Origin of the sequence: Streptomyces sp. SCSIO 30461 (genome assembly GCF_037023745.1) — a bacterium.
Taxonomy (GTDB): domain Bacteria; phylum Actinomycetota; class Actinomycetes; order Streptomycetales; family Streptomycetaceae; genus Streptomyces.
Window position 1 is genome coordinate 5,039,260 of sequence record NZ_CP146101.1, and the last position, 17,372, is coordinate 5,056,631.

Here is a 17,372-nt window from a genome sequence, read left to right on the forward strand (position 1 = left end):
GGCAAGTTCTCTGCGCGTGAGATGTAGTACGCGCGTCCGACCAGAACTAACGTCAGGCGCTCCCGCAGGGTTCAAGCCGTCTTGAGGACTTCATGACTGAACGGATACCGGACGCGGTGCTGTGGTGCCTGGCCGTCGGCCTCCTCGTCCTCGCCGTGCTCCTGGTACGGCAGCGCGGGATCAGCGCGCTGCGGCAAAGGCGGAACGAGGAACTGGCGGATGGCCTGCGAGCCCGGGAGGAGGAGCTCCGCCACCTGCTCACCGTACGGCTGCCGGCACTCGAGGAGTCGGCGGGCCAGTCCGTACCCGGCGTCGGGCTCCTCGAAGACCGACTGGCGGAGACGGACTTCGCGAAGTGCCTGGACGGAGTGCTCGAACGTTTCGCCCAGGCCGTGGAGAACGCGCAGGCCCGGGCCGACCGGTCGGCCAAGGCGGCGCTGAAGTCCTCGATGCGCTCGATCCAGGCCCTGGCCAACGAACAGCAGGTGGCCATCTCGGAGATGCAGGACCGCCACGACCACCCCGACGTCCTGCGCGATCTCCTGGAAGTCGACCACGCGAACGCCCAGTTCGGCCGCCGCGCCCAAGCCATCGCCGTGCTGTGCGGATCCTGGCCGGGTCGGCAACGGACGGCATCCGGGCTGGTCGAGGTGGTGCGCGGAGCCACGTCGCGGATCCGTGACTACCGGCGGATCCGGATCCGCGGCGAGGTCGACATCGCCGTCGAGAGCCGGGCCGTGGAGCCCGTGGTCCTGGCCGTGGCCGAGTTGCTCGACAACGCGGCGCGCCACTCGCAACCCACCACCCAGGTCGAGGTGGGCGTCCAGGCAGTCCACAACGGCGCCTGTGTGGTGATCGACGACGCGGGAGTCGGGATGGACGCGCAGGCCTCGGAGAAGGCCTCGGTGCTGCTGTCCGGCAGGCGCGCGGTGGACGTCACCCGGCTTGAGGACCCTCCGCAGTTCGGGTTCGCCGTCATCGGGGTCCTCGCCCATCGGTACGGGTTCAGCGTCCGCGTGGACACCCAGTCCCCGTACGGGGGCGTACGCGCCGTCGTGTTCCTGCCGAGCGTCCTGCTCACGCGTCCGGAGGACTCCGACGAGCTTCCCGCGGCGTCCGCGGCCGCGGCCCGCAGTGCGTCAGGTCCCCGGCCGCCCGAGCCGGCGGCCCCTGCGGCGACGACCGTGGGAGGACTGCCGAAGCGCCGCCGCCGCGCCGCCCGGCATCCTGCGACGGCGCAGCAGGCGCCGGGCCCGGCCGAAGAGGCCGGCACCCGCTCCGCCGAGGAGACCGCCAGGCGGATCGGTGCGTTCGCGCGCGGCACTCTGCACGGCCGTGCCACCCAGGCCGCCGACCACGAAGACGAAGGGAACAACCGAGGATGATCGAGCCCAGGAACAGCGATGTGGGCTGGATGCTCGATGAGGTCCTGAAGGTGCCCGAAGCCCGGCACGCGATCCTGCTCTCGGCGGACGGCATGCTCCGGGCGCACTCCGCGGACATCGGCAGGGACGACGCCGAGCGGCTGGCGGCCGGACTCTCCGGCCTCCAGTCCATCAGCCGCAGTACGGCCGAGTTCTGCGGACACGGCGACAGCCCGTGGCGGCAGACCCTCATCGAGTTCGCCCACGGCTACGTGTTCCTCGTCGCCGCCGGCGAGGGCGCCTACCTCGCGGTCTCCACGACGGAGAACGTGGACATGGAGGCGGTCACGTACCGCATGCACAAACTGGTCGACCGACTCGGCAAGGAGATGACCAGTCCGGCTCGGCACGGAACCGGCATCCGGGCATGACGCCACCCAGGAGCCGCCCCGGCGGAAGGCTGGTACGGCCCTACGTGGTCACGGAGGGCCGCGCTCACCCGAGCCGCGGCACCCTGGACCTCGTCACGCTCCTGATCGCGTCCGAGAGGCAGTCCCTGGCCGGTCTGGGGCTCGAGAAGCGGCGTATCACGGAGCTCTGCGGACCCGGGGCACTGTCGGTGGCGGAGGTGGCCGGCCATCTGTCGCTGCCGGTCAGCGTCACGAAGGTCCTGGTGGCCGACCTCCTGGACAGCGGACACATCGTCACGCTCGCACCGGTCCCTGTCGCCCTGCCGTCCGATGCCCGAATCCTGCAGGAGGTGCTCGATGGGCTCCGCGCCCGCCTCTGAGTCCGAAGACGTCTATCTCCGACCGGGCGTGCAGACCGCCGTCAAGATCCTGGTGGTCGGCCACTTCGCGGTCGGCAAGACCACCTTCGTGGGGACGTTGTCCGAGATCCGTCCGCTGCGTACCGAGGAGGTGATGACCGAAGCAGGCGCCCTGGTCGACGACCTGGAGGGCACCCACGACAAGACGACCACCACGGTGGCCCTCGACTTCGGCCGCCTCACGCTCAGCGACGCTCTTGTGCTGTACCTCTTCGGCACCCCAGGGCAGCAGCGGTTCACCGCGCTCTGGCGCGACATGACCCGGGGCGCGCTCGGCGCACTGGTCCTGGCGGACACCCGCCGCCTTCAACACTCGTTCGACGTCATGGGCGTCCTGGAGGAACTCGACCTGCCCTACGCGGTGGCCCTCAACGAATTCGACGGCACGCCCCGGCACGCGCTGAACGAGGTGCGGGAGGCCCTCGACCTGCTCCCGGAAACCCCCCTCGTCCGCTGTGACGCCCGCGACCGCGATTCCTCGACCCGGGCACTGGTCTCCCTCGTCGAGCACCTGCTGACCCGCACGAGCGAACTGGAGCACGCATGAACCCCGAGTCGACATCCGACCCCGCGTCCGGCTGTCCACGTCACGAGCTGCTGTACGGGCCCGGATTCGCAGCGGATCCGGCCGCCGCATACCGGCGTATGCGGCAGGCCGGACCGGCCGCCCCGGTCGAGCTGTCACCCGGGGTGCGGGCCACCCTCGTCATCGGCTACGACGCCGCACTCCACGTGCTGCGCAGTCCCGAGACGTTCTCGAAGGACTCCCGCCGCTGGCGCGACATGGCCGACGGCACCGTGCCCGCGGACAGCCCGGTCGCGCCGATGATGGCCTACCGGCCGAACGCCCTGCTGACCGACGGGCCGGAACACCGGCGACTGCGCGAGGCGATCACGGACAGCCTGGGTGGCGTGGAGCCCAGCGCCCTGCGCGGCTACGTCGGGCAGAGCGCCGACGCGCTCATCGACCGCATCGCCGCGGACGGGGAGGCGGATCTGCTCGGCGCGTACGCCCGGCCCCTGCCGCTTCTGGTGCTCAACCAACTCTTCGGCTGTCCGCCCGAGTACGGCGAGCGGCTGGTCGAGGGAATGGCCGGCATCTTCGAACTCGTCGAAGCCGAGAAGGCCAACGAGCTGCTCACTCGAACCGTCGGCGAGCTGATCGCGCTCAAACGCGAGACTCCGGGGAAGGACGTGACCTCCCGGCTCATCGCCCATCCCGCGCGGCTGACGGACGAGGAACTCGTCCACACCCTGGTCCTGCTCATGGGTGCCGGCACCGAGCCCGAGCAGAATCTGATCGCGAACAGCCTGCGCCTGCTGCTGTCGGACGACCGCTTCGCCGGCAGTCTGTCGGGCGGCAGCCTGCCCGTGGAGGACGCCCTCGACGAAGTGCTGTGGACCGACCCGCCCATGGCGAACTACGCCGTCCACTTCCCCGTGCACGACGTCGTGTACGAAGGGACGCTGCTCAAGGAGGGCCACCCTGTCGTCATCAGCTTCGCCGCAGCGAACACGGACCCTGCCCTGGTGGTCGATCAGCGCACGGGGAACCGCGCCCACCTGGCATGGAGCGCCGGACCGCATTCCTGTCCCGCGCAGGGCGCGGCCCGGCTGATCGCCGCCGTGGCGATCGAGAAGCTCCTCGACCGGCTGCCCGACATGGAACTAGCCGTTCCCGTCCGGGACCTGGAGTGGCGGCAGGGCCCGTTCCACCGCGCGCTCGCCGCTCTGCCCGTACGTTTCCAGGCCGTCGCCGTCACCCACTCCGAAGAGGATGAGCGGCCTGCGGGTGACGGCGGGTCCACGGCGCCGGCCAGGCACATCTCCGTGCCGCCCGGAGGACGCCGGAGTGCGCCGGTGACCACTGCGCCCAAGAGCGGCTGGGCCCGGCTCCTGGCCTGGTGGCGGGGAGAGTGATCAGGTCAGGCGTACGGGCAGGGACCGGTGTCCGTTGGAGATGAACGACTCCACGGGCAGCAGTTCCTCCGAGGGCACGGCGAGGGTGAGTTCGGGGAAACGGCCGAACAGCGCGGGGAGTGCGATGCGGGCCTCCAGACGGCCGAGCGGGGCGCCGAGGCAGTGGTGCACCCCGTAGCCGAACGCCAGGTGGTCCTTGTCCACGCGGGTGACATCGAAACGATCGGCGTCGTTCCCGTACTGCTGGGGGTCACGCCCCGCTGCGGCGTAGGCGGCGAGGATGGCCTCTCCCGCGCGGATCACCGTCCCTTCCGGGCCTCCGAGTTCACCGAGTTCGATGTCCTCCACGGCGTACCGCAACGGCAGACTGGCCACCGGCGCGTCCGCACGCAGGGTCTCTTCGACGGCATCGTCCCACGTGGCCCGTCCCTCGCGGACGTGCGCGAGCTGCTCGGGATGGGTCAGCAGGGCGTGCACGGCGTTGTCGATGAGGTTGACCGTGGTCTCGTGACCGGCACCGATCATGAGCACCAGGGTGTCGAGCAGTTCCTGCTCACTGAGCCGGGCGCCCCTCCCGTCGTCGCGGGCCGCGAGGAGGTTGGTGGTCAGGTCGTCTCCCGGCGACTTCCGCTTCTCCTCGACGAGTTCCCCCATCACAGCGTAGAGACGCCCGTAGTTGGCGGTGACCTCGTCGGGCTCGGCGGAGGTGTGGAAGAGGCTGTCCACGACCTCTCGCAGATCCGCGGCCTTGTCGCGGGGCAGACCGAACAGCTCGCTGATCACCTGGATCGGCAGCGGATAGCAGAACTCCTCGCGCAGATCGACCACCTCACCGCGCCGCCCCACCTCGGCGACACGGTCCAGCAGCCTGCCGGTGATCTCCTCGATGCGCGGCCTCAACGCGGCCGTGCGCCGCGCGGTGAAGGCGCTGGAGACCAGGGTCCGCAAGCGCTTGTGCTCAGTGCCGTAGGCGGTGAACATGTTCTGCACGGCGACCCAGGTGAACAGCGGCCAGTCCGGGGAGATCTGTCCGTTGATCCAGAGCGGCCAGTGCCGGCGCGGATCCTTGGACACCCGCGCGTCGGTGAGCAGCCGCTTGAGGAGTTCGGGACTGCTGACCGCGAACGCGCCCACTGCATCCGGAAGTTCGACCAGCGCAACCGGCCCTCTGTCCCGCATCCGAGAGCCCTCACCGTGGATGTCCCGGCCCGCCGGGTCTATCGCCATCGGGCACTGATCTGGCATGAAACACCCCTCCGGTACGCGACTGTGAACACGTTCGGTGATGCTACTTCCGCGTAGAGCAGTCATTTCAGCTGTGTTCGCAGTATGCGTACTACGGCAAGTTCCCTGCGCACAGCGGAAAGTACCGTCGGGCACCGGCCGACGGCGGGCGGCCGTGGAGGTGGGCGGAGCGCACCCCGCGAACGCCGAGCACCGAGCACCGAGCACCGAGCACCGAGCACCGAGCGGATGGAGCACTCGGCTTGTCCTGCTTTCCAAGCGCGAGGCTCCCCCCTCCGCCCTGCGGTCCCCTTCCGGCCCCGCGGGGCCGGAAGGGGACCGCAGGCACCAGATCCCGCTCGACGAACCGGCTTGATCCAAACGAAAGACCCTAGCTCCAGCTCGCGTGCAACGGCTTGCCCTCGGCGTAGCCCGCGGCGCTCTGGATGCCCACGATCGCCCGCTCGGCGAACTCCTCGAGCGATCCGGCACCCGCGTAGGTGCAGGACGAGCGCACACCCGCGATGACCGAGTCGATCAGGTCCTCGACGCCGGGGCGGGCCGGGTCGAGAAACATCCGCGAGGTGGAGATGCCCTCCTCGAACAGCGACTTGCGGGCCCGGTCGTAGGCGGACTCGTCACTGGTGCGGTTGCGGACCGCACGCGCCGAGGCCATACCGAAGGACTCCTTGTAGAGCCGGCCGTCAGCGCTCTGCTGCAGGTCGCCGGGAGACTCGTAGGTGCCCGCGAACCAGCTGCCGACCATCACGTTGGAGGCACCGGCGGCCAGCGCCATAGCGACATCGCGCGGGTGGCGGACACCACCGTCGGCCCACACGTGCTTGCCGTACTTCCTGGCTTCCGCGGCACATTCCAGTACGGCGGAGAACTGCGGGCGGCCCACACCGGTCATCATCCGGGTGGTGCACATGGCGCCGGGGCCCACGCCGACCTTGATGATGTCCGCACCGGCCTCGATGAGGTCCCGGACGCCCTCGGCGGCCACGATGTTTCCCGCGACGATCGGGACCTGCGGGTCGAGACCCCGGACGGCCTTGATCGCGGAGATCATCGACTCCTGGTGCCCGTGCGCGGTGTCCACGACCAGCGTGTCGACCCCCGCGTCCAGGAGCTGCCTCGCCTTGCCCGCCACATCACCGTTGATGCCGACGGCGGCGGCGATACGCAACCTGCCCTGGGCGTCGGTGGCCGGGGTGTACAGCGTGGCGCGCAGGGCGCCCTTGCGGGTCAGCACACCGACGAGTCTGCCGTCCTTGTCGACCGCCGGAGCGATCTTGCGGTTGGCGTTGTCCAGCGTGGTGAACGCCTCGCGCGGGTCCATGTCCGCGTCGATGAGCAGCAGGTCCTTGGACATGACCTCCGACAGCTGGGTGAAGCGGTCGACGCCGGACAGGTCGTGCTCGGTGACGATGCCGACCGGGCGGTCCTGCCCATCCACGACGACGCCCGCGCCGTGGGCCCGCTTGGGCAGCAGGGACAAGGCATCGGCGACGGTCTGGTGAGGGGTGAGCACGATCGGCGTGTCGAGCACCAGGTGGCGCGTCTTGACCCAGGAGATGACCTCGGTGACGACCTCGATCGGGATGTCCTGCGGGATGACGACCAGACCGCCGCGGCGGGCTACGGTCTCGGCCATCCGGCGGCCGGCGATCGCGGTCATGTTCGCCACGACCAGCGGAATGGTGGTGCCGGTGCCATCCGGGGACGAGAGGTCGACGCCCTGGCGGGAGCCCACGGCAGACCGGCTCGGCACCATGAAGACATCGTCGTAGGTCAGGTCGTAGGGGACCGGAGACGAGGCGACAGGCCGTCCGGTGCCGGGCTCAAGGAAGCGCATAAGTCTCACATTTTCACGCGAAACGTCGCAGGTCACTCCGGCAAGGACACAGCAAATCGCCCCCGCATTCGGATATTCCTCCAAAGAGGTACGGGGGCTTCGTGTGCCGGGCAGAAGTGGAGACCTGCCTTACGTCGAAAGGCTACCCGAACGGGAATCGAAGCGGCCAGCAAGGGCCCTCGCAGGCGCACGGAGCGCCGGGATCTCAATCCGCCTCACCCATGGCGACCAGCACGGCGAGCCGCCGCGGCATCGTGTCCACCGCCTGTCCGAAGACCTCCTGAGCGGTCTGCCACTCACCCGGCCGGGCCTCGGCGTACTCCTGCCAGCGGCGGACGAGCACCAAGGTGCCCTCGTCTCCGGGGATGTCGGTGAGGCAGTCGGCGAGCGCGTCCCAGTTCCGCCCGAACCAGGCGGGCAACTCCAGGTCGCCGGCGCAACGCTCCATGAAGGCGGCTTTGTCCGTGACCCCGTGCAGGTCCAGCACGGTGACGTTCCGGCCGACTGCGGCGCCGAACAGGGTCGCGAGGGGGCCGCCGCGTCCATTCGAGGCGTTGCTCATCGGGCACCTTCCGCCGGTCCGCCGGTCGATCTCGGTGTGTGATCGCGGGTACTCGCGTGTAGTAGACCGCGTCGACCGCGCCGGCGACAACCGGTGACCATCCGCGGCCCCCGTCGTCCGCCGCCCCGGGTGATGCAGGCGGGCGCGGGGTGGGTGGGGAATTCCCCTGCAGCCCATCGACGACTCAAGTGACCGGACACCCGGCCCCGCGGCGACCATGCGCCGGACGGTACGGGCCACATCGCGGCTGCCTCCCGGGGCCGCGAGGTCGACACGCCGAGCTTGGCGGACGACCGCCCGGGGCACGGTCTCGATCCCGAAGAGGCCCTGCGCCGAATCCGCTGGGGGCCGCGACCACCCGGCTGACCGGGCAGGACGTCCACGGAATCGCGCTGACGTGGGTCGACAACGCGGGGCTGACCCGCGCCAAGACCATCCCCTTCGCCCGGCTGGCGCGGCTGCTGGCCGCGGAGAACGCGCAGCTGCTCTACGGCCTCAACCCCTCGGAGACCGCGGACCAGGAGCCGCCCCGGGACCGTGACCGTACGGCGGGGCCGTGGACTCACGCCTCCGGGGGCCGTGACCGTGCGAACGGCCGAAGCGCGCGGCCGAGGCCGTGGCGCACGCAGCCGTCAGCTGTCCGGGTCCGCCCGCTCAAGGGCCGGCCGGGGACCGGGCTGGGACTCGGTGAGCAGGAAGTCCGCGGCGGCGGTGTCCGTCACCAGGCTGGTGACGAGACCCGACCGCAGCACCGCGCCGATCGCCGCCGCCTTGCGCTGGCCGCCCGCGATCGCGATGACCTCGGGGATACGGCGCAGCCGGTCCGCCTCGACCGTGATACAGCGCTCACCGAGGTCCCGGCCGACTCTGCGGCCGTCTGCGTCGAAGAGATGGGCGGACATCTCCGCCGCCACACCGAGCGAGGCGTAGTGGGCCCGCTCCTCGTCCGACAGCATGTCGTGGACGGTCGAGATGCCCGGCTCCCAGGACCCGATGGAGACACAGGCGACGGTCACCTTGTCGAAGTACTCGAAGGCACGCGCGATACCGGTCTGGTTGCGCAGGGCCGCGGCCGTGGCCGGGTCGGGCAGCAGCATCGGCGCGTAGATCGGGTGCGCCTCTCCGCCCGACACCTGGGCAGCGCGGCGCACCGCCTCCACCGAACCGCGCTCGGCGGTTCCCGCGTCGTACACACCGGTCAGCTGGACGACGGTGCACGGCGGGAGCCGGTCGAGCGCCGCCGCCATGTGGATGGTCGAGCGCCCCCAGGCCAGACCGAGCACATCGCCCTCGGTGACGAGCTCTCCGAGCAGGTCCGCTGCGACCTCGCCCAGGTTCTCGGGGTCGGGGGACTCGTCCTCGCCCTCCGCCGGGGACTCCACGACCACCGCGTGGCGCAGACCGAAGCGGGCGCGCAGCGCGTCGGAGCGCTCCGCGTCCAGTTCGGCAGGCACGCGGATCTCGATCCGCACCAGATCGCGTTCGAGAGCGGTCTCCAGGACCCGGGCGACCTTGAAGCGGCTGACGCCGAACTCCTCGGCGATCTGGATCTTGGACTTGCCCTCCAGGTAGAAGCGACGGGCCATGGCCGCCGCCTGCACCAGCTCCGCGGGTCCCATCCGCAGGGCTGGCCGTCCCGCCGACATTGCAGACACCGCGCTCTCCTCACTGCTGTTCACACTCCGGGACCGTCATCCTGTCAGATCCAGAGGTTGTCGATCAGCCCGATCGGGCCCCGTTCACGTATCCGTGGCTCAGTGGTCGCATGCCCAGGGGGCTGCCGCGATGGTCCGCGAAGCCTTGTCCCGCAGCGCGCGCACCGCTCGCGCCGGGTCCTCGGCCCCGTAGACCGCCGAGCCTGCCACGAAGACATCCGCGCCGGCTTCGGCACACTGCTCGATGGTGGACTCCGAGACACCTCCGTCGACCTGGAGCCACAGCTCCAGTCCGTGCTTGTTGATCAGCTCCCGGGTACGCCGGATCTTCGGAAGCATGATGTCCAGGAACGCCTGCCCGCCGAAGCCGGGCTCCACGGTCATGACCAGCAGCATGTCGAGCTCGGGCAACAGGTCCTCGTACGGCTCGATGGGGGTGGCTGGCCGCAGCGCCATCGAGGCACGCGCGCCCTTCGCCCGGATCTCCCGCGCCAGCCGGACAGGCGCCGCCGCCGCCTCCACGTGGAAGGTGACGGACCCGGCGCCGGCCTCCACATACTGCGGAGCCCAGCGGTCCGGATCCTCGATCATCAGATGGCAGTCGAGCGGGGTGTCGGTGGCGCGGCTGAGCGACTCGACCACCGGCACACCCAGCGTCAGATTGGGCACGAAGTGGTTGTCCATGACATCGACATGGAGCCATTCGGCGCCCTCGACCGCCTTGGCCTCATCGGCGAGGCGGGCGAAGTCGGCGGAAAGGATGCTGGGAAAGATCTGGGCCATGTGCCAAGACTGCCATGCCCCCGTGTACTTCCACCGCCCCGGTACCGCCCCGCGGCCGTCCTGTGCGAAGAGCAGCACCGCCCGCACCGCGGCGCCGCTCCCGCCGACGCCGCGCGGGGCGCGACCCGGGGCGCTGACTATGCCGTACGTCGCAGCAGGGCCAGGTACATCGCGTCGGTACCGTGCAGATGCGGCCACAGCTGGACGTCGGGGCCGTCACCGAGGGCCGGTACCCCGGCCATCAGCGGGCGGGCGTCGATCCACTCGGCCTCGGCCGCCGGACCACCACGGCCTTTCAGGACGTCCTCGACCACCACCCGGGTCTCGGCGAGATGCGGCGAGCAGGTCGCATAGCCGACCACACCGCCGACCCGGACCGCGCGCAGCGCTTCCCGCAGCAGCGAGCGCTGGAGCGGGGCGAATCCCTCGAAGTCCTCGGGCCGGCGGCGCCAGCGGGCCTCGGGGCGACGGCGCAGGGCGCCGAGGCCCGAGCAGGGCACATCGACCAGGACCCGGTCGAAGGCTCCGGCTCGCCATGGCGGGCGGGTGCCGTCGGTCGCGATGACCTGGTAAGGGCCGGGGTTGCCGGTCAGGGCGCGCTCCACGAGTCGGGCGCGGTGGGGCTGCTTCTCGGCGGCCAGCAGCGCCGCGCCGCGCTCGGCGGCCAGGGCACCCAGCAGGGCCGCCTTGCCCCCGGGTCCCGCGCAACCGTCCAGCCAGCGCCGATCGGAGCCGTCGAGCGGGGCGTTCGCCAGGGCGATGGCGACGAGCTGGCTGCCTTCGTCCTGGACCCCGACCCGGCCATCGCGGACGGGGTCGAGCGCCCCCGGCTCGCCGCCCTCGACGAGCCGTACGGCATACGGCGACCAGCGGCCCGGCAGACCGGCTCCCTCACCGAGCTGGGCCAGGAGCTCCTCGGTGGTCGCCCGGCCGGGGCGGGCCACCAGCGTCACCTCGGGCCGCTCGTTGTCGGCCTCCAGCAGGTCCTCGATGCCCGCGCGGCCACCGCCCAGCGCGTCCCAGAGCGCCGATACCACCCACCGGGGATGCGAGTGCACCACGGCCAGATGATCCTCGGCGTCCTCGTCATAGGGCGGGGCCACGAGCGCCAGCCAGCCGTCCAGATCGTGCTGCGCGATCTTCCGCAGCACGGCGTTGACGAACTTCGCTCGTCCGTCGCCGAGCACCACACGCGCCAGCTCCACGCTCGATGACACCGCGGCGTGCGTGGGGATGCGGGTGCCGAGCAGTTGGTGCGCGCCCAGCGAGAGCACATCGAGCACCGGCGGGTCGACCTCGCGCAGCGGGCGGTCCACACAAGCGGCGATGATCGCGTCGTAGGTGCCCTGGCGGCGCAGCGTCCCGTAGACGAGCTCGGTCGCCAGCGCAGCGTCCCGGCTGTCGAAGTCGCCCTTCTCGCGGGCCTTGCGGAGCAGCGGAGGCAGCACGAGGTTGGCGTACGCGTCCCGTTCGTCGACAGCCCGCAGCGCGTCGAAGGCGAGGATCCGGACGGGGTCCTTCACCGGGCGACGGTACGGCTTGGGGGGACGGCGACGGCTCTGCTCGCTCAAAAGGTGCTCCGCGTTTCGAAAGGGTCGAACTCTCCCAGCCTAGTCCGATGGTGCGGAGGCCTTCACCACGGCACCCTTCCGCAGCGCCCGGGCGGCCCTCCGCACCGGGCACGCCCCGAGTGCCGTCAGATCGCCCCCGCCTCGCCCAGCCGCTCCCCCGGGCCGATCCGCACTCCGCGCGCCCAGTCCGCGGCGCGCATCGGCTTCTTGCCCTGGGGCTGCACCCAGAGCAGCTCGACGGCGTGCGAACCGGTACCGGCGTGGACGCTGTTCTTCCCGGCGGAGAGCTCCCCGGGCGCGAGGTCCGTGCGGTCGGGGACCAGTGCCGCGTTCACCAGCTTGAGCCGCTCGCCCCGGAAGACGGTCCACGCTCCGGGTGCGGGGGTGCAGCCGCGTACCACCCGGTCGACCCGGAGAGCGGGCGCCTTCCAGTCGACATGCGCGTTCTCGACGGTGATCTTCGGCGCGAGGGTGATCCCGTCGGTGGGCTGCGGGACCGCCTTGAGGGTGCCGTCCTCGATGCCGTCCATGGTCGCGGCGAGCAGCCCCGCACCGGCGAACGCGAGCCGGGTGAGCAGATCACCGCTGGTGTCGGTGGGGCGAACGTGCTCGGTGATCACACCGTAGACGGGTCCGGAGTCGAGTCCCTCCTCGATCTGGAACGTCGATGCCCCGGTCATCTCGTCACCGGCGAGGATCGCGTGCTGAACCGGCGCGGCTCCGCGCCAGGCGGGCAGCAGCGAGAAGTGGAGATTGACCCAGCCGTTGGAGGGGATGTCGAGCGCCGCCTTGGGCAGCAAGGCGCCGTACGCGACGACCGGGCAGCAGTCGGGCGCGATCTCACGCAGCCGGGCCAGGAAGTCCTCGTCACGCGGCTTGACGGGCTTGAGGACCTCGATGCCGGCCTCCTCCGCGCGCTGCGCGACCGGGCTGGCGACCAGCCGGCGGCCGCGGCCGGCGGGCGCGTCGGGGCGTGTGACCACCGCGGCCACCTCGTGGCGGTCGGAGGCGATCAGCGCGTCAAGGGCGGGTACGGCGACCTCGGGGGTGCCTGCGAAGACAAGTTTCACTGGGGTTACCTCGCTCTGTTTGCCGAATGGACGCGCGACGCACCAGTCTATTTGGCCCCGCCGACAGGGGGCGCACGGATGCCCGCGCGCCCTGTGCGCCTGGCCTCACTCTCCCGCACCGTGACCACAACGCAGGCTGGAGCGTTGGTCAAGAGAGATTGACCGAAACGGGCCGCATGCCGCCGTATCCTGATCCGGTGGCATCCGGTGCGGCCCGGCCCCTTTCAACGCCGGTTCGAGAGGCTTGTTCATGGCCGACCACGCAACCCACGACGCTCAAGCCCGGGCCAGCCTGCATCTGTTGGTGCGGGACATCGAGCGGGTCCGTCGACAGGTGGACGCACTGCGCACGCTCACGGCCCAGTTGGGCAATGTCTACCGTCCACGGCGCTCAGGCCCGTCCACGGGCTTCGTCGTGTACGGACGTGCTCCCGCCCCCACCGTCCGTCTCGCGCAGGAACTACGGGACAGCGTCGAGACATTGGTGACCGCCGCCGTGGACTTCGACCGCTCACTGGGCTTCTCCTGGGACGCGGTGGGCTCGGCCCTGGGCGTCACCAAGCAGGCGGTGCACCGGCGTTACGGTTCACGCCGGGCCACTCAGCCGGCAGGCGCGGGCTCGGAGCCGGTACAGGCGGCGGCGCAAGCGGCTCCCGCTTCCGCGGTTCCGGCGGCCCGGGCGGTTCCGGCGCCTCGCAACGGGTAGCTCCTGCGACCGCGGACCCGGCGTCCACACGAAGGGCAGCCGGGGCACGCGGGAGTCGTGTCCGGGATGTCCCCGCCGACCCGGACACCCGCCGGGAGCGGCCACGGGTGCGCGTACACCGACGGCCCGCCCACGCCGTACCCGTCGATCAGGCGCTACCCGATGTCCGGGGGGTCGATGCGGACCCGCACCGTGTCCCCCCCGCCCCGGGCCAGGCGCGACGACTGCGCCGACTTCAGTGCGGACGCGAGTGCCGCCCCGCTGCCCGGGGGCACCCGCAGCAGCACACGCTCCCACTGCTCCCCGGCCGGTGGGTCCCCGGGTTTACGGGGTCGCACCGCGGCAGCGGGCGGCAGCGGGACAGGCCCCAGGATCTCCGCTTCGGGCGGCAGGTCCGCCGTCGCCAGAAACGCGGTGATCGCGTCCGCGCGGCCCATCACGGACGCCATCCGGGACACCGGGGGGAAACCGAGCTCGGCACGCTCCGCCAGCTCACGCCGGGCGTGCCCCAAGGGGTCCCATCGCACCAGCGCCTGCACGGGCCGCAGGGTGGGTTCGGCGACGACGACCACGGTGCCGCCCTCGTCCTGGCCGCGCACCAGCGCCGCCGCGCTCAGCCAGCGGCGCAGCGCCTCCTCACCCGATCGCAGATCGGGTCTGCCCAGCATCGCCCAGCCGTCCAGCAGCAGTGCCGCCGCATAGCCGCCTTGTGCGACCGGTTCCGCGCCCGGGGTGCTGACGATCAGGGCGGGCCGATCCGGCACGGCGTCGAGGACATGGTCGCGCCCGGATGTGCGCACCGGGACGGCCGGGAACGCACGTCCCAGCTCTTCCGCCGTGCGCCGGGCACCCACCACCTGGGCGCGCAGCCGCACTCCGCCGCACTCCGCGCAGTGCCAGCTCTGGGTGTCCCTTCCGCACCAGCCGCAACGCAACTCGCGCTCGCGGGGAGCTTCCAGGGGGCCCGAGCACTGCGCGCACCGAGCGGGCTCACGGCAGCGCTCACAGGCCAGCCTCGGTACGTAGCCCCTGCGCGGGACCTGCACCAGCACCGGTCCGCTGCGCAGTCCTTCGCGCACGGCCTGCCAGGCCAGGGTCGGCAGCCGGGCAGCCCTGGCCGCCTCGTCTCGGGCGAGTTCCCCGTCACCGACGGTGCGTATCAACGGCGCCGCCTCGCGTACCCGGGCACGGTCCGCGGCGAGCGGCTGCGCCCACCCGCTCTCGATCAGCTGGGCGGCCTCGACCGTGCAGCTCACCGATCCCAGCAGAAAGCCGCACCTTTCGTGGGCCGCCCGCAGCAGCAGCACCTCGCGTGCGTGGGGCAGCGGGGCGTGCTGCTCGCTGTGGCTGCCGTCCCCGTCGTCCCACAACGCCACCAGGCCGACATCACGTACCGGCGCGAACATGGCGGCGCGCGTGCCGATCACCGCCCGCGCCGATCCACGGCGCACGGCGAGCCACTGGCCATAGCGCTTCTCAGGTCCCGCGTCGGCGGTGAGCACCGCGTGCCGACCGTCCCCGATCAGCCCCGTCAGGGCCTCGTGGACCCGTGCCACGGACTTGCCGTCCGGCAGCACGGCCAACGCGCCCCGGCCGGACGCCAGGGTCGCCACGACGGCGGCGGCGAGTTCCCTGGCCCAGTGCGGGCCCGGTAGCGCGCTCCACACGGCCCGAGGCGACGCCCCGGTCGCGAGTGCCTCCAGGAAGCCGGGACCGCGCGGATAGCGTGCCCAGGTTCCGGGGTCGGGTGTGTCCGGGGGTGGCAACGGTTGCCGCGACGGCTTCGCCTCGGCCCGGGCGCTGCGCGGTGGCACGGCGAGCTGCAGCACGTCCGCGAGGCTGCCCGCGTAGCGGTCGGCCACCGCACGGGCCAGTGCGAGCAGTTCGGGGCTCAGCACCGGCTCGGGCGATACGACGTCGGCGAGCGCGGCCAGCGGCCCCGCATAGTCCGACTCGGCTCGGCGCTCCACGATGAACCCATCGGTCAGCCGGCCGCCCTCGCGCCGCCCGGCTCGCACCTGGTGGGCTCCCGCGCCGAACCGGACCCGCACCCGGACGCCGGGCTGGGCGGCGGCGTCGAGTTCCCTGGGCACGGCGTAGTCGAAGAACTGGTCGAGGTGGAGCACGCCCTTGTTGACCACGACCCTGGCCACCGGCAGTTCGTCGGCGAGTGCCGCTCCCCGCCAGGTGCGCGGCTTGGCGCGCGGGGCCTTGCGGACGGTGTCCCGTATCAGCGCAAGCTGCTCAGACGGCCCGTCCCCGGTCCGCCCGGAACTTTCGTCGCCGCTGCTCACAGCGATATTCCTACCAGACCGCGCTGACAGCGGCGCTCGCTAAGGGCCCTGGTCAGGGCCGAAGGGGCTTACAGACCGGCCGCCGCGCGCAGGGCCTCCACACGGTCCGTGCGCTCCCAGGTGAAGTCGGGGAGCGCACGGCCGAAGTGGCCGTACGCCGCGGTCTGGGCGTAGATCGGGCGGAGCAGTTCGAGGTCGCGGATGATCGCGGCCGGGCGGAGGTCGAAGACCTCGCCGATGGCGTTCTCGATCTTCTCGGTGTCGATCGTGGCGGTCCCGAAGGTCTCCACGAAGAGGCCGACGGGCTCGGCCTTGCCGATCGCGTACGCGACCTGCACCTCGCAGCGAGCGGCGAGACCTGCGGCCACGACGTTCTTCGCGACCCAGCGCATGGCGTAGGCGGCGGAACGGTCGACCTTGGACGGGTCCTTGCCGGAGAAGGCACCGCCACCGTGCCGGGCCATGCCGCCGTAGGTGTCGATGATGATCTTGCGGCCGGTGAGGCCGGCGTCGCCCATCGGGCCGCCGATCTCGAAGCGGCCGGTCGGGTTCACCAGCAGGCGGTAGCCGTCGGTGTCCAGCTTGATGCCGTCCTCGACGAGTTCCTTGAGTACGTGCTCCACCACGAACTCACGGATGTCGGGCGCGAGCAGGGAGTCGAGGTCGATGTCGGACGCGTGCTGCGAGGACACCACCACCGTGTCGAGCCGGACCGCCTTGTCACCGTCGTACTCGATGGTGACCTGGGTCTTGCCGTCGGGGCGCAGGTAGGGAATGGTCCCGTTCTTGCGGACCTCGGACAGGCGGCGCGAGAGTCGGTGCGCGAGGTGGATCGGCAGCGGCATCAGCTCGGGGGTCTCGTCGCAGGCGTAGCCGAACATCAGCCCCTGGTCACCCGCGCCCTGCTTGTCGAGCTCGTCCTCGTCACCCTCGACCCGGGACTCGTAGGCCGTGTCGACGCCCTGCGCGATGTCGGCGGACTGCGCTCCGATGGAGACCGAGACACCGCAGGAGGCGCCGTCGAAGCCCTTCTTCGAGGAGTCGTAGCCGATCTCGAGGATCTTGTTGCGCACCAGGGTGGGGATGTCGGCGTAGGCCTTCGTGGTCACCTCTCCGGCCACATGCACCAGGCCGGTGGTGATCAGCGTCTCGACGGCGACACGGGAGGTGGGGTCCTCCTGGAGCAGCGCGTCGAGAATGGTGTCGCTGATCTGGTCAGCGATCTTGTCGGGGTGGCCTTCGGTGACGGATTCCGAGGTGAACAGGCGACGGGACACAACGCTCCCTGGGGTTGCAGCGGCTGCTGGCTGATCATTGATGGACCGGCCGGGGGCTGCGCCCCACGTCGTTCCGAGAACAGTTTATCGGGAGAGGCGGGCGATTGGACCACGTGTCCGACCTCACGGGAGTCGTTCGGCCACACAAAGTGCATGTTGCCGCACACCGCGCCAGAGGCCCCAGATGATCTGAATCCCGCATTCCGCCACGCCTCGCCCGTATGCCGTGGTGACTCGGGGCGATGTGCGCCGTTCATCC

15 protein-coding genes are annotated in these 17,372 nt (G+C 71.3%); 6 read left to right on the forward strand and 9 right to left on the reverse strand.

Going from position 1 to position 17,372, the window contains the following annotated elements:
• The first annotated feature begins 92 nt into the window (after window positions 1–92).
• From V1460_RS22470 to V1460_RS22490, 5 genes are read left to right on the forward strand one after another with little or no spacing between them, the layout of a single operon-like run.
• Entirely contained in the window at window positions 93–1,385 is a 1,293-nt protein-coding gene (locus V1460_RS22470) for an ATP-binding protein (protein ID WP_338675421.1), read from the forward strand.
• The gene (locus tag V1460_RS22475; protein ID WP_338675422.1) at window positions 1,382–1,795 is read left to right on the forward strand and encodes a roadblock/LC7 domain-containing protein; all 414 of its coding nucleotides are present in this window, start codon (window positions 1,382–1,384) and stop codon (window positions 1,793–1,795) included. Before V1460_RS22470 ends, V1460_RS22475 begins: the two co-directional genes overlap by 4 nt.
• Window positions 1,792–2,154 (forward strand): DUF742 domain-containing protein, encoded by a 363-nt coding sequence (locus V1460_RS22480; RefSeq protein WP_338675423.1) that lies wholly within the window; start codon window positions 1,792–1,794, stop codon window positions 2,152–2,154. Before V1460_RS22475 ends, V1460_RS22480 begins: the two co-directional genes overlap by 4 nt.
• Complete coding sequence (locus tag V1460_RS22485) at window positions 2,132–2,740, forward strand: ATP/GTP-binding protein (protein ID WP_338675424.1); 609 nt, start codon at window positions 2,132–2,134, stop codon at window positions 2,738–2,740. The genes V1460_RS22480 and V1460_RS22485 overlap by 23 nt, the downstream gene beginning before the upstream one ends.
• The gene (locus V1460_RS22490) at window positions 2,737–4,113 is read left to right on the forward strand and encodes a cytochrome P450 (RefSeq protein ID WP_338675425.1); all 1,377 of its coding nucleotides are present in this window, start codon (window positions 2,737–2,739) and stop codon (window positions 4,111–4,113) included. Before V1460_RS22485 ends, V1460_RS22490 begins: the two co-directional genes overlap by 4 nt.
• On the opposite strand, the gene V1460_RS22495 is transcribed toward V1460_RS22490, so the two are convergent.
• From V1460_RS22495 to fmt, 7 genes are all read right to left on the reverse strand, one after another.
• Entirely contained in the window at window positions 4,114–5,358 is a 1,245-nt protein-coding gene (locus V1460_RS22495) for a cytochrome P450 (RefSeq protein ID WP_338675426.1), read from the reverse strand. It abuts the gene before it with no gap.
• 370 nt (window positions 5,359–5,728) lie between these two features.
• Entirely contained in the window at window positions 5,729–7,195 is a 1,467-nt protein-coding gene (locus V1460_RS22500; RefSeq protein WP_338675427.1) for a GuaB1 family IMP dehydrogenase-related protein, read from the reverse strand.
• A gap of 205 nt (window positions 7,196–7,400) precedes the next feature.
• On the reverse strand, window positions 7,401–7,757 hold the full coding sequence (locus tag V1460_RS22505) for a barstar family protein (protein WP_338675428.1): 357 nt from the start codon (window positions 7,755–7,757) through the stop codon (window positions 7,401–7,403).
• A gap of 632 nt (window positions 7,758–8,389) precedes the next feature.
• Window positions 8,390–9,436: a sugar-binding domain-containing protein gene (locus tag V1460_RS22510; RefSeq protein WP_338675429.1), complete on the reverse strand. Its 1,047-nt coding sequence runs from the start codon at window positions 9,434–9,436 to the stop codon at window positions 8,390–8,392.
• Window positions 9,437–9,511: 75 nt separating this feature from the next.
• Window positions 9,512–10,195 (reverse strand): ribulose-phosphate 3-epimerase, encoded by a 684-nt coding sequence (gene rpe, locus V1460_RS22515; protein ID WP_338675430.1) that lies wholly within the window; start codon window positions 10,193–10,195, stop codon window positions 9,512–9,514.
• A gap of 137 nt (window positions 10,196–10,332) precedes the next feature.
• Window positions 10,333–11,766, reverse strand: coding sequence for a transcription antitermination factor NusB (locus V1460_RS22520; protein WP_338675431.1), 1,434 nt, complete (start codon window positions 11,764–11,766; stop codon window positions 10,333–10,335).
• Window positions 11,767–11,891: 125 nt separating this feature from the next.
• Window positions 11,892–12,836: a methionyl-tRNA formyltransferase gene (gene fmt / locus V1460_RS22525; RefSeq protein WP_338675432.1), complete on the reverse strand. Its 945-nt coding sequence runs from the start codon at window positions 12,834–12,836 to the stop codon at window positions 11,892–11,894.
• 250 nt (window positions 12,837–13,086) lie between these two features.
• Between fmt and V1460_RS22530 the strand changes: the two genes are divergently transcribed.
• Window positions 13,087–13,542 (forward strand): hypothetical protein, encoded by a 456-nt coding sequence (locus V1460_RS22530; RefSeq protein ID WP_338675433.1) that lies wholly within the window; start codon window positions 13,087–13,089, stop codon window positions 13,540–13,542.
• Between the two features lie 155 nt (window positions 13,543–13,697).
• On the opposite strand, the gene V1460_RS22535 is transcribed toward V1460_RS22530, so the two are convergent.
• Together V1460_RS22535 and metK are read right to left on the reverse strand one after the other, a co-directional pair.
• Window positions 13,698–15,836, reverse strand: coding sequence for a primosomal protein N' (locus V1460_RS22535; RefSeq protein WP_338675434.1), 2,139 nt, complete (start codon window positions 15,834–15,836; stop codon window positions 13,698–13,700).
• Window positions 15,837–15,904: 68 nt separating this feature from the next.
• Window positions 15,905–17,113 carry a methionine adenosyltransferase gene (gene metK, locus V1460_RS22540; RefSeq protein WP_338675435.1) on the reverse strand — a complete coding sequence of 403 codons (1,209 nt, stop codon included), beginning with the start codon at window positions 17,111–17,113 and terminating at the stop codon, window positions 15,905–15,907.
• Window positions 17,114–17,372 lie beyond the last annotated feature (259 nt).

What these genes read in the sequence shown, in the direction of transcription:
- rpe (WP_338675430.1), bottom strand. Translation starts at nt 10,195, where the DNA reads ATGGCCCAGATCTTTCCCAGCATCCTTTCCGCCGACTTCGCCCGCCTC.
- V1460_RS22495 (WP_338675426.1), bottom strand. Translation starts at nt 5,358, where the DNA reads ATGCCAGATCAGTGCCCGATGGCGATAGACCCGGCGGGCCGGGACATC.
- V1460_RS22470 (WP_338675421.1), top strand. Translation starts at nt 93, where the DNA reads ATGACTGAACGGATACCGGACGCGGTGCTGTGGTGCCTGGCCGTCGGC.
- V1460_RS22485 (WP_338675424.1), top strand. Translation starts at nt 2,132, where the DNA reads ATGGGCTCCGCGCCCGCCTCTGAGTCCGAAGACGTCTATCTCCGACCG.
- V1460_RS22480 (WP_338675423.1), top strand. Translation starts at nt 1,792, where the DNA reads ATGACGCCACCCAGGAGCCGCCCCGGCGGAAGGCTGGTACGGCCCTAC.
- V1460_RS22530 (WP_338675433.1), top strand. Translation starts at nt 13,087, where the DNA reads ATGGCCGACCACGCAACCCACGACGCTCAAGCCCGGGCCAGCCTGCAT.
- V1460_RS22500 (WP_338675427.1), bottom strand. Translation starts at nt 7,195, where the DNA reads ATGCGCTTCCTTGAGCCCGGCACCGGACGGCCTGTCGCCTCGTCTCCG.
- V1460_RS22505 (WP_338675428.1), bottom strand. Translation starts at nt 7,757, where the DNA reads ATGAGCAACGCCTCGAATGGACGCGGCGGCCCCCTCGCGACCCTGTTC.
- V1460_RS22475 (WP_338675422.1), top strand. Translation starts at nt 1,382, where the DNA reads ATGATCGAGCCCAGGAACAGCGATGTGGGCTGGATGCTCGATGAGGTC.
- V1460_RS22490 (WP_338675425.1), top strand. Translation starts at nt 2,737, where the DNA reads ATGAACCCCGAGTCGACATCCGACCCCGCGTCCGGCTGTCCACGTCAC.